At 64.9% G+C, this 11,785-nt stretch carries 9 protein-coding genes; 5 read left to right on the top strand and 4 right to left on the bottom strand.

From position 1 onward, the window contains the following. Positions 1-14: 14 nt before the first annotated feature. Positions 15-929, bottom strand: coding sequence for a LysR family transcriptional regulator (locus AC4QBL_RS10250; protein WP_472899845.1), 915 nt, complete (start codon positions 927-929; stop codon positions 15-17). Between the two features lie 317 nt (positions 930-1,246). Between AC4QBL_RS10250 and AC4QBL_RS10245 the strand changes: the two genes are divergently transcribed. Beyond that, complete coding sequence (locus AC4QBL_RS10245; RefSeq protein WP_472907090.1) at positions 1,247-1,873, top strand: DUF4148 domain-containing protein; 627 nt, start codon at positions 1,247-1,249, stop codon at positions 1,871-1,873. Positions 1,874-2,033: 160 nt separating this feature from the next. Continuing rightward, entirely contained in the window at positions 2,034-2,417 is a 384-nt protein-coding gene (locus tag AC4QBL_RS10240; RefSeq protein ID WP_472907091.1) for a cupin domain-containing protein, read from the top strand. On the opposite strand, the gene AC4QBL_RS10235 is transcribed toward AC4QBL_RS10240, so the two are convergent. Next, positions 2,418-3,413: an endonuclease/exonuclease/phosphatase family protein gene (locus AC4QBL_RS10235; RefSeq protein WP_472907171.1), complete on the bottom strand. Its 996-nt coding sequence runs from the start codon at positions 3,411-3,413 to the stop codon at positions 2,418-2,420. It lies immediately after the preceding gene. A 231-nt stretch (positions 3,414-3,644) separates the two neighbouring features. Next, positions 3,645-5,480 (bottom strand): DEAD/DEAH box helicase, encoded by a 1,836-nt coding sequence (locus tag AC4QBL_RS10230; RefSeq protein WP_472907092.1) that lies wholly within the window; start codon positions 5,478-5,480, stop codon positions 3,645-3,647. Between the two features lie 255 nt (positions 5,481-5,735). On the opposite strand from AC4QBL_RS10230, the gene ettA reads away from it, so the two are divergent. The 3 genes from ettA to AC4QBL_RS10215 all read left to right on the top strand — a co-directional run bounded on the left by ettA (position 5,736) and on the right by AC4QBL_RS10215 (position 10,273). After that, positions 5,736-7,397 (top strand): energy-dependent translational throttle protein EttA, encoded by a 1,662-nt coding sequence (gene ettA, locus AC4QBL_RS10225; RefSeq protein WP_305336463.1) that lies wholly within the window; start codon positions 5,736-5,738, stop codon positions 7,395-7,397. 127 nt (positions 7,398-7,524) lie between these two features. Next, complete coding sequence (locus AC4QBL_RS10220) at positions 7,525-8,070, top strand: DUF1415 domain-containing protein (protein WP_472907093.1); 546 nt, start codon at positions 7,525-7,527, stop codon at positions 8,068-8,070. A gap of 109 nt (positions 8,071-8,179) precedes the next feature. Beyond that, entirely contained in the window at positions 8,180-10,273 is a 2,094-nt protein-coding gene (locus AC4QBL_RS10215; protein WP_472907094.1) for a DUF1631 family protein, read from the top strand. A gap of 117 nt (positions 10,274-10,390) precedes the next feature. Here the strand turns inward: AC4QBL_RS10215 and AC4QBL_RS10210 are convergent, their stop codons facing one another. Continuing rightward, the gene (locus tag AC4QBL_RS10210) at positions 10,391-11,728 is read right to left on the bottom strand and encodes a TAXI family TRAP transporter solute-binding subunit (protein ID WP_472907095.1); all 1,338 of its coding nucleotides are present in this window, start codon (positions 11,726-11,728) and stop codon (positions 10,391-10,393) included. Positions 11,729-11,785: the final 57 nt, after the last annotated feature.

Below are 11,785 nucleotides of genomic sequence, written 5' to 3'. Positions count from 1 at the left end.
GGCAGACCGATGCGTCAGCAGGCTTCGCAGGCGGCGAGCGCGAGCAGCACCGAGCGCTGCGTCTCCAGGCCCAAATAGTCCAGAAAAACGCGGGTTCGCTGCGGCATGAACTTGCGGCTGGGCAGCGCGGCGTACAGCGTGAACCGCCCGGCAATCCAGGGGCTGAGCACCCGCACCAAGGCGCCACTGGCCAGGTGCGGTGCGGCCAGCTCGACCGGCGTGGCTGAAATGCCGGCTCCGCCCAGGGTGGCCACCAGCAAGGTGTCGGTGTGGTTGGCCCACAGCACCGGTTGCACATCCAGTTCGGCCTTGTCTTCGGGGCGGTCCGAGCGAAATAGGGTCCAGGGCCGCTTGCCCAGGCCCTCGGGCTTGATCCGCAGGCAGGCATGGTGTAGCAAGTCTTTCGGCGTCTGCGGTGCTGGCTGGCGCGCCAGGTAGCTCGGCGCTGCCACCAAAATCGCTTCGGTCACGTTGATGCGCCGCGCGATCACGTTGGCGTCAAACGATGCGTCAGCGCCAATTAGGGTGAGGTCGAAGTCTTCAATGGGCGGCTCGCGGTAGGTCGCCACCTCGATATCCAGCACGATTTTGGGGTAGGCCTGGCGAAAACCCGCCACCAGCGGAGCCAGCACATGGGTGGCCAGCACCGGCGGCGCCAGGATGCGCAGCACTCCCGCCAGTTCGGTGGTTTGTGAGCTCACCAGGGCGTCGGCCTCGTCCACGTCTTGCAGGATCTGGCGCACCCGGTCCAGGTAGGCGGCCCCCGCCTCGGTGAGCGACAGGCGCCGCGTGGTGCGGTGCAGCAGGCGGGTGCCCAGGTGGTCCTCCAGGTCGGCCACCAGCCGGGTGACCACGGCGGGTGAGATGTCCAGGGCGCGCCCGGCAGCGGCAAAGCCGCCTTCATCGATCACCTTTTGGAAAACACGCATCGAAGTCAGGCGGTCCATAGGTCTGGGTTATCGGGTTTCAAGGGTTCAATTATTGCTGAAACAGCAACACACCAGTGGCTAGCGGCCTGTTTTTCTTCTTGAATAGAAACTTTAAAGTCCACCCATCGCAGCGAAAAACATCCGTTTAACGCTTCGATGCCAGGCAGAAACCCATGCGCGGACAGGCCCAGTGGCCCGTTCGAGACACAGTGAAACACCGTGCAATGAAGCGAAACGGCACTGAAAAGACGCAACGGCGCTGTCTTGGCACGATCCAGATGCCTTTACTTTTTTCGTTCAACTTCAAGGAAATCACCATGAACCGCTCTTATCTCACCGCCATCACACTTGCTGTTGCTGCCTTGTCTGCCGGACAAACCCTGGCCGCCGACACCGACGCCCCGAAAACCCGCGAACAGGTGCGCGCCGAACTGCGTGAAGCCCAGCGCACCGGTGACATCGTGTCCGACGGCGAAACTGGCCTGAAGCTCAACGAGCTCTACCCGCACCGCTACCCAGCCGCCGCCGTGGCCCAGGGCAAGACCCGCGCCACCGTGCAGGCCGAACTGCAAGCGGCGCAGCGCAGCGGTGACATCGTGGCCGATGGCGAAACCGGCCAAAAACTCAATGAGCTGTACCCCAACCGCTACCCCGCCACGGCCACGGCCCAGGGCAAGACCCGCGAGCAGGTGCGTTCCGAGTTGAGCGAAGCACAGCGCACGGGTGACATCGTGGCCGATGGCGAAACCGGCCAGAAGCTCAACGAGCTGTACCCACACCGCTACCCAGCGGCCACGGCCACGGCCCAGGGCAAGACCCGCGAGCAGGTGCGTGCCGAGCTGCGTGAAGCGCAGCGCACGGGCAACATCGTGGCCGGTGGCGAGTCGGGCCAGAAGCTCAATGAGCTGTACCCCAACCGTTACCCTGCCAAAGCGATGAACTGAACGTTTCGCACCTCCGCAGCGCGCGCACCGGCAACGGTGTCGGCGCTCACAACGGCCGGTTGACCCAACAGTCACCCGGCCGTTGGTGTTTGTGGGGTCGCGCGGGTGGGTTGCGGGCCAGCCATCTGGTACAACCGGGAATTCCCTTCAGGAGCCCGCCATGAGCGTTTTCAACAAAGTGGTGCTGTACACCGACACCGATGGCCGCGCGAAGTTTCGCGACGAAACCGTGGCCTTGAGCGAAGGCACGCCGGCGGCCCAGCTGTCGCCGCTGATGCCTTCGGGTGGCTACCAGCTGCGGCAAAGCCCGGTGGGTTTTCGCAGCCAGTTTCATTGCACCGGCGCGCCGCAGTGGTTGTTTGTGTTGCAAGGGCAGATGGAAATTGGGCTGCAAGACGGCAGTTCGCGCATCTTTGGCCCTGGGGCGCACTTCTATTCCGCCGACACCTTGCCCGAAGGCGCCACGTTTGACCCGGCCGTGCACGGCCACTGGAGCCGCCAGGTGGGCGATGAGCCGCTGGTGACGCTGTTTGTGCGGGGCTGATCAGCCCGCCGAGGGTTCGGGCAAGCGCACGCGCAGCAGCGCGCGCACAAAACCGTGGTCGCTGCGGCTGCGGTCTCGGCCTTCAAACAGGTGGTCGTTGAACACCTCTACGCGCCGCACGTCGCCGATAGCGGCGCGGCTGGTGGCCACAAACTCTTCGCTCACCAGCACCTGATCCAGCACTTCCGGGTAGCCCTGGTGGATGTGGGAATACGCCACGTCGCGGCGCAGCGCGGCCTCGCCTTGCACGTCCCATGCGCTGTAGAGCGCGTGGTCGCGCGCGCCCTTGTCGTAGGCCGTCTGCGAGGTGGCCGCGATCAATTGCGTGGTGGCGCTGTGCGGGCTGTCGTTCAAGTCACCCATCAGCACCAACGGCAGGCGCGTGCGGTGCAGCAGTTCCACCACTTTCAGGCGCAGCGCCAGCGCTTCGCTGGCCCGCATGATGAGCGAACGCAGCGAGGCCACCGCCTGCACCGCCGGGTCCGCGGGGTCTTCCAGGGGCTGGCCGCCGGCGTCCTGCAAAAACTTGGGCCGTTTGGACTTGAGGTGCGCGGTGATGATGGCCACCGGCTGGCCGTGTTTCATGCGCAGCGTGGCCAGCAGGGGCGGGCGCTCAAAGCGCGTGTGCGCGCCCAGGCCCGGCACATCCACCACAGCGGCGGCGGGAAAGTCGACCAGGGATTCGATCGACTCAACCTTCAGCCGCGTGACGATGCCCACACGGGGCGTGCCTTGGGCGCCATGTTGGCGGGGTCCGTTTTCGGCGCCGGGCACGCTCACAGCGCTGTATTGAAGCCCGCTGCGCGCAATGGCAGCGCGCAGGGCCACCTCGTCCCAGACCTCTTGCACCGCCAGCACGTCGGCATTGAGCACCTTGATGCGCTCGCCCAGCCAGCTGACTTTGCGCTCAAACTCGGTCTGGCTGTAAGGGTCTTGCCCGTCGTAAAAATGCCGCCCCGGCTGCGCCAGGTTCAACACATTCGCCGTGGCGACCATGAGGGTGGCAAAGCGTGGCGGCAGATGCGGCAACGCCCCGTTTGCAGCCAGGGCAGACGGGGCGCTGTTGGAAATTGCGGGCTCAAGAGAAGGGTCGGTTTTCATGGACCCAATGTAGCCCAAGGGGCGGAGCGCAGTGCCCCACCCAGAACACCGCGGAACGGGCTCTGCCCGGCCGCAGGTGTTGCCCCCTTGAGGGGGTGACGCCGCAGGCGGCGCGGGGGGAACCAGTTACCGAATCCGGCCGTAGTTGGTCCTCAGTGGATCGGCTGGGCCGCCACGCGGTGCGTCGTTGTTGCGGCCTGGGCCGCCACGGCCTTGGCCCTGGCCCGAGCGGTTGTTGCGCGCACCCCGGCTGCCCAACGAGTCGATGCTGGTGCGCAGGGGATCGGGCTGGCCGCCAGGGGCTGCTGCGCGTGGACGCGGCTCGCGAATGCGCAAGCTGCCCAGGTGGGCGTTGGGGCCGGGCTGGCGCTCGGCGCCGCCTTCACCGCGGGCTGGGCCACGGTCGCCGCGGTCGGGGCGGTCACCCCGGTCCATGCGGTCGCCCTGGGCCTGGCGCGGTGGGCGCTGGCCTTGTGCACCGCCCCGGTTGCCTGCGGCGTTGCGTGGTTGGCCGTTGCCACCGCCGCCGTTGCCTTGTGGGCGCTGGCCACCACCCTGTGGGCGGCGTGCTTCGCTGCGCTGGCCTTCGGCTTGGCCGCCGTCGCCGGCAGGGCGCTGGCGCTGGCCACCGCCATTGCCGCCACCATTCCCGCGGGCGCCTTGCGGTGCGTCGCTTGCTTTTTTCTCACGCACGCGCTGCAGCATTTCCGTGCGCGCGGCCTTGGCGGCCGCGGCCATCACGTCGCGGCTCGGCGGCTTGCCGGCGCCACCCCAGATGGTCTGGCGACCCATGGCAATGGGCTCTGCCTTCTCACCCGGCTCGGGCATGAATTCGGGGAAGATCTGCACCGGAATCTGCTGCTTGGTGAAGCGCTCGATGTCCATCATGAAGCCTTCTTCGTCCAGGCTCACCAGGTTGACGGCTTCACCGCTCTTGCCCGCGCGACCCGTGCGGCCGATGCGGTGCACATAGTCTTCGCTGACGTTCGGGATTTCGTAGTTCACGACGTGCGGCAGCTCGTCGATGTCGATGCCGCGCGCCGCGATGTCGGTCGCCACCAGGGCGCGGATATCGCCGCTCTTGAAGCCGGCCAGCGCCTGGGTGCGGGCACCCTGGCTCTTGTTGCCGTGCAGCGCCATGGCCTGGATGCCGTTTTTGGTCAGGAACTCGGCCACGTTGTTGGCGCCAAATTTGGTGCGGGTGAACACCAGTACCTGGCTCCAGTTGTGCTCGTTGATGATGTGCACCAGCAAGGCTTTTTTCTTGCCGCGGCCCACCGGGTGGATCACCTGGGTGATGCGCTGCACCGTGGTGTTGCGCGGGGTCACCTGGATACTCAGCGGGTCTTTGAGCAGGTTGTTGGCCAGGTCGCGAATTTCGTCGCTGAAGGTGGCAGAGAACAGCAGGCTCTGCTTTTCCTTCGGCACCAGGGCCAGGATTTTCTTCACGTCGTGGATGAAGCCCATGTCGAGCATGCGGTCGGCTTCGTCCAGCACCAGCATCTGCACGCCAGACAGGTCGAGGAAACCCTGTTGCTGAAGATCCAGCAGACGGCCGGGTGTCGCCACCAAAATATCCACGCCACGCTTCATGGCGTTGATCTGCGGGTTCATGCCCACGCCGCCAAAAATGACGGTGGAGGTCAGCGAGAGGTGTTTGCCGTAGACGCGCGCCGACTCTTCGACCTGGGCCGCGAGTTCGCGGGTGGGGGTGAGCACCAGCGCCCGGATGGCCACGCCGCCGAAGCGGTTCTTGGCGCGTTCGCCCGCTTGTAGGCGGTGCAACATGGGCAAGGTGAAGGCGGCGGTTTTGCCGGTGCCCGTCTGGGCGCCACCGAGTAGGTCTCGCCCGGCCAACACGGCGGGAATCGCCTCGGCCTGGATGGGGGTGGGGGTTTCGTAGCCGTGCTCGCGCACAGCTTGCACAATGGCCGGAGCCAGATTCAGATCGTCGAAGTTCATTGCTTGATGAGGCGCCCGTCCAGGGCGCTGGGGGCATCGGCCACTCCAGTTGCCGGTTCCGTGTGAGGAGCAGCGCCTGGCCAGTCTGGGGCAGATGGATTCAAGAGTTTGGTGGCAGCCAGTGGTTGGCAAGCACCCCAGCAAAGGGCTGGTGTTGAGCCAACTGAAGTGCTCAACAACCCATATTGTCGCATGCTGGGATAATCTTGGGTTCAGCGCCCATTCGGGCCGCACATTTCTCAGGCAAACACAGCAATGGCTCAATACGTCTTTTCCATGAACAAGGTCGGCAAAATCGTGCCGCCCAAACGCCAGATTCTCAAAGACATCTCGCTTTCTTTCTTCCCCGGCGCCAAGATCGGCGTGCTCGGCACCAACGGTTCGGGCAAGTCCACGCTGCTGAAAATCATGGCCGGCATCGACAAGGAAATCGAAGGCGAAGCGATTCCCATGCCGGGCATCCGCATTGGCTACCTGCCCCAGGAACCCAAGCTGGACCCCGAGCAAACCGTGCGTGAAGCCGTTGAGGCCAGCATGAGCGGCGTGCGCGCTGCGCAAAAACGTCTGGACGAGGTGTACGCAGCCTACGCCGAAGAAGACGCCGACTTTGACGCCCTGGCCGCCGAACAGGCTCAGCTTGAAGCGATCATTTCGACCGCCGGTACCGACAGCGAGCACCAGCTGGAAATTGCCGCCGACGCGCTGCGCCTGCCGCCCTGGGAAGCCAAGGTCGGTTTGCTCTCGGGCGGTGAAAAGCGCCGCGTGGCGCTGTGCTGCATGCTGCTGTCCAAGCCCGACATGCTGCTGCTCGATGAACCCACCAACCACTTGGACGCCGAATCGGTGGAGTGGCTGGAACAGTTCTTGAAGCGTTTCCCGGGCACTGTGGTGGCCATCACCCACGACCGCTACTTCCTGGACAACGCGGCCGAGTGGATTCTGGAACTCGACCGTGGCCACGGCATTCCCTACAAGGGCAACTACTCCACCTGGCTGGAGCAGAAAGAAGCCCGCCTGGAGCAGGAGCAGCGCACCGAAGACGCGCGCACCAAGGCCATGAAGAAGGAACTGGAGTGGGTGCGCCAGAACCCCAAGGGCCGCCAGGCCAAGAGCAAGGCCCGCCTGGCGCGCTTTGAAGAGCTGAGCGATGTCGATTACCAGAAGCGCAACGAGACCAACGAAATCTTCATTCCCGTGGCCGAGCGCCTGGGCAACGAGGTGTTCGAATTCAAGAACGTTTCCAAGAGCTTTGGCGATCGTTTGCTGATCGACAACCTGAGCTTCCAGATTCCTGCGGGTGCCATCGTCGGCATCATTGGCCCCAACGGCGCTGGCAAGTCCACGCTGTTCAAGCTGATCTCGGGCAAAGAGCAACCCGACAGTGGCGAAGTGAAGATCGGCCAGACCGTGAAAATGGCTGTGGTGGACCAGAGCCGTGACGACCTGGCGAACGAAAAGACCGTGTGGGAAGACATCTCGGGCGGTCTGGACATGATCACCGTGGGCAAGTTCCAGATGCCCAGCCGCGCGTATTGCGGGCGTTTCAACTTCTCGGGCGGCGACCAGCAAAAACGCGTGGGCAGCCTCTCGGGCGGTGAACGCGGGCGCTTGCACCTGGCCAAGACCCTGGCCGAAGGCGGCAACGTGCTGCTGCTGGACGAACCCTCGAACGACCTGGACGTGGAAACCCTGCGCGCCCTGGAAGACGCGCTGCTCGAATTCGCCGGTTGCGCGCTGGTCATCAGCCACGACCGCTGGTTCCTGGACCGCATTGCCACCCACATTCTGGCCGCCGAAGGCGACAGCCAGTGGGTGTTTTTCAACGGCAACTACCAGGAATACGAAGCCGACAAGAAGAAGCGCCTGGGCGAAGAGGGCGCCAAGCCCAAGCGCTTCCGCTACAAAGCGTTGGGGTGAAGGACGCCCCCCGCGCCGCGCCTGCGGCGCGTCACCCCCCACTGGGGGGCAATGCCTGCGGGCCGGCGGAGCCGGACCCGCGGCATTCTTGGTTTGACTCCCCTTCTTTCGATGGACGCTATTTCTGATGACCGACGAGCAAGTTGTGGCTGACACCCGCCACTGGATCGAGAAGGCCGTGATTGGCTTGAACCTGTGTCCTTTTGCGCGATCGGTTTATGTGAAAAACCAGGTGCGCATCGTGGTGAGTTCGGCGCGGCACCTGGATGCTTTTCTGGACGAGCTGGACCGGGAGCTGGACCTGTTGCAGGCCACGCCGGCCGATGAGATCGACACCACGCTGCTGGTCCACCCCACGCTGTTCCCGGACTTTGAGGTGTTCAACGATTTCCAGAACGTGGTGGACGACGTGGTGGCCGAGCACGAGCTGGACGGCATCATCCAGGTGGCCAGTTTCCACCCGCAGTTTCAGTTTGAAGGCACCACGCCGGACGACGTGACCAACTGCACCAACCGCGCGCCTTACCCCACGCTGCACCTGCTGCGCGAAGACAGCGTGGAACGCGCTGTGGCGTCTGATGCGGGTGACGCCGAGCAGATCGTGGAGCGCAACCTGCAGACGCTGCGGGATCTGGGTGCTGCAGGCTGGCAAGCCTTGCTTGAAAAGCCCTGAAATAGCGGGCATTTCCATGCCCATTCCATGCCTTTGGGGTGGTCCCGTCTGGCCATAATGGCCTGCATCGGACACCTATTCCCCACGGGGCAGAAAGACATCTGGCGGCATGGAACCCAGCAACCCACAGGCTTTTGAAGCCTGTCTGACAGAGGCCCTTGCGCACATGCGCGAGTGGGTGCCGCGCTGGTTGTCAAAATTGCATGAAACCCTGCAGCAGCGTGAAGGGGCGGTGAGCCACCTGCACGAAAAGCAGCTGCTGGTGCAAGCCCGCGTGCAGCTCGAAAGTCACCGCGAACTGATCGCGGTGCGGTTTATTGAAGCCTTTGCCGCGTCTCTTGACGCTGCCCACAGCGCGGCCAGTGCGCCTGCGCGGACCGCGCGCTCAATGAGCTTTGACGAGCTGGAGCTCATGGGTGACGAGCAGTTGCAGGAAACGGTGGACTCTGCCCGGGTGCAGCAGGTCATCAAGATGTCGGCCGACGAAGCCCTGGTGGCGCTGAACGCCCGCATGAGCCGCGCCCAGGGCTTGCAACGCGTGCGCCCGGAAGCCAATCCGCTGCGCACCGAAGCGGTGGTCGCGGCCCTGATGGACGCGCTCAATGGGCTGCATGTCGACCCCGCTGTGCGCGCACGCTGGTTGCAAACGGGTGCTGTGGCCCTGGGCCACGAACTGCACGGCATGTACACCCACCTGACCATCTTGCTGGACAGCTGGGGCATTGTGCCCGCGGGTTACAACGTGATCCAGGCGCCAGAAAGTCGCTTTCCCCCGGGTGCAGGTACCGCAGTCCCAGGGCGCACCGACGCTGTGCCGTCTGCTTCGGTGCTGGGTAGCGGTGCCTTGCTGACGCTGGACCACCTGCACCAGCTGCTGGTGGGCAACCTGGAGCAAAGCAACCACGACCCGGGCGACCCGGTGGCGGCCAGTACCGGCAACGGCATGGTGCGCACGCTGGCGGCCGAGGTGGTGACGCTGATGCTGCGCGGAATTGCTGAAGACAGCCGCCTGCTTGCGCCGCTGCGTGAGCTGCTGGCCGGCATGAAGCCCGCTCTGCTGCAACTGGCCCGCAGCGATCCCCGTTTTTTCGCCGACCGCAACAACCCTGCCCGGCGTTTGCTGGACACCGTGACCGAGCGCAGTCTGGCGTTCACCAGTGAGCAGGACCCAGGCTATGCGGCGTTTGCCACCGAGGTGCAGGGCATTGTTAGGGCGCTGCAAGCACCGGGTCCTGATTTGGCCAGCCGCTTCCCCGCGCTGCTATCAAACTTGAACCGATCCCAGCGCAACGCACTGGCGCCAGCGCAGGCGCAGGCGCGGGGACTGGCGGTCCAGACGCTGGTGCGGGTGGAGCAACGCAATCTGCTGGCTGAGCGGGTGCTGGCCGAATTCACGGCGCGCAACGACTACGACCGCGCCCCCGGTGTGGTGCGGCGTTTTTTGAGCGGCCCATGGGCCCAGGTGGTGGCTCCGGCCCGCATGGAAGCCGTGGAGTCTCAGGACCCGGCGAGCGTGCTGTCGCCGACGGAGTCGCCCGCGCTTCGCTACACCGACATCCTGCCCGACCTGTTGTGGTCCAGCCAGCTTACATTGGCCAGCCGCAACCGGCCGCGGCTGATCAAAGTCATTCCGGGCGTGCTGCGCACCTTGCGCGAAGGACTGGACTCCATCGATTACCCGCGTGAACAAACCGAGGCCTTCTTTCAGGCGCTGATGGGCCTGCACGAGGCCGCCTACAAAACGCAGCGCAGCGACGCAGCGGCCGATGTCCTGCCGAGCCGGCAGTTTGACGTGGAGCCCGAGCCCTGGATGCAACCCGACGAAGCACGCGACACGGGTTTCCTGGACGACATGGCCATGGACACCCAGCCGGCGTTCGTTGACACGCAGCCCATGCAGCGCGACTGGGCCGACATCAAGGCCGAGATGAAGCCCCAGAGCGCCCAGGCCTTGCCGGTCGGGACCTGGGTGGATGTGATGCAGGACGGCCAGGCGATGCGCTGCCAGATCACTTGGGCCAGCCCACACGGCACCATGTTTTTGTTCACGGGTGCAGATGGCCGGTCGCTTTCCATGACGCGGCGCGGGCTGGAGCGGCTGCTGGACCAAGACCGCCTGCGCGTGGTGGCCGACCATGGCGTGGTGGAACAGGCGCTGGACGCGGTGGCACGGCAGGCCTGGATCAACAGCGCAAGCCAGTAGCCCCCACGCTCCGCCGCTGCGCGGGTCGCTGCCCCCGCGGGGGCTGGCCTTGCTTGGGGCGGCCCTGCGCTGCGGCCACGTAGCCCCCACGCTCCTTGTTGCGGGTGCTTCTCAGGGCTATCCCTTGCGCAGCAGCTTCTTTCTGACCAGGTGGATGTTATTGCGCAGGGCGTAGAGTTCGTCGGTGTACGACAGCGGGACCACGATTTTTTCGACCTTGGTCTCCATCTCGTCGAGCTGCTCAAGCAGGGCTTGCACCGGGGTCGCGTCTTTTTCTTTGGCGCTTTCGTGGCGCTGTTCGATGTCGCGCAACTCGGCGTACCAGCGGAACACCCGCGAGCGGATGCGGAAGGTGTAGAGCGGCGGCACGATGCGGGACAGGGGCAGTGCCAGCGCGATGATCAGACCCATGGCCAGCCACATGCGCTCAATCAGGTTGGCCATCCAGAACGGCAGGTAGCGCTGCAAAAACGGCGGGCCGTTCTGGATAGCGCGCACAGCCTCGGGTGACACGGGCACCTCGCTGTGCTCCAGGCTGGGGTATTCGCGGGCTCGGCTGAACCAGCCCGGGCGGCCATGCAAGCCGGTGGATGCTTGGGCAAACAGCTGCAGGATAGCCGGGTGTGTCTTGGCGCTGGCGAGCAGGCTGGTGGTGGACGCCACCAGGCGCACGTCGCGGGTGGGAATGTCGGCGGCCAGGTCGACCACACCTTGCGGCATGACCACCGGTGTGAGGTAACCAAAGCGGCGTGAATAGGCTTCGCTCTGGGCAAAGTCCATCAGCTTGATGCCCGGGGTTTGAAGCAGCATCTGCACCATCAACGACTCGGGCGCCGACGCAAACACCACGGCGTCCAGCTCGCCATTGAGAAACGCCACGGTGGCCGGCGTTTGTTCCAGTTCGCTGAGCTGAATCTGGCCGGTGTCGATGCGGTTGACATCGAGCAGGGTGGAAAACAGCCGGGGCACGCCACTGCCTGGCGTACCCACGTTCACCCGCCAGCCTTGCAGGTCGGCCAGGTTGGCCACTGTGGGCGTTTGGTTGAGCCGCTGCGCCGCGTCTTCGCGGTAAAACAGCCACAAGGGTTCTACGAACAGGCTGCCCAGCGAGGCAATGGATTCTTCGTCATCGTAGCCAATGTCGGCCGTACCACCTTGCACAAAACCCAGGTCGGCCTGGCCCGAGCGCAGCAGTTCCAGGTTGGCCGAAGAGCCTTCAGACGGCAGCAACTCGACGGTGATGCCGTAGCGCTGCAGGGCTTCGGCGTAGCGTTTGCCAAACTCGTCGTAGGCGCTCTGGGCGGGGCCGGTGGCCAGCACCACCCGCTTGGGCGGGTTGGGGTCGAGCCACCAGTAGGTGAGGGCCAGCAGGGTGGCTGTGAGCAGGGCCACGGGGCCAATGGACACCGCCAGATCGCGCAGCGACAGCAGGGTGTAGCGAATATTTTGGGGCATGTCGCTACATTAGCACGGCCCTTACAGCCCCCACGGCCCGCCATGGCGCCTGTTTTG

This window comes from Hydrogenophaga sp. L99 (genome assembly GCF_058731905.1).
This window is presented reverse-complemented; position numbering and strand designations above follow the sequence as displayed.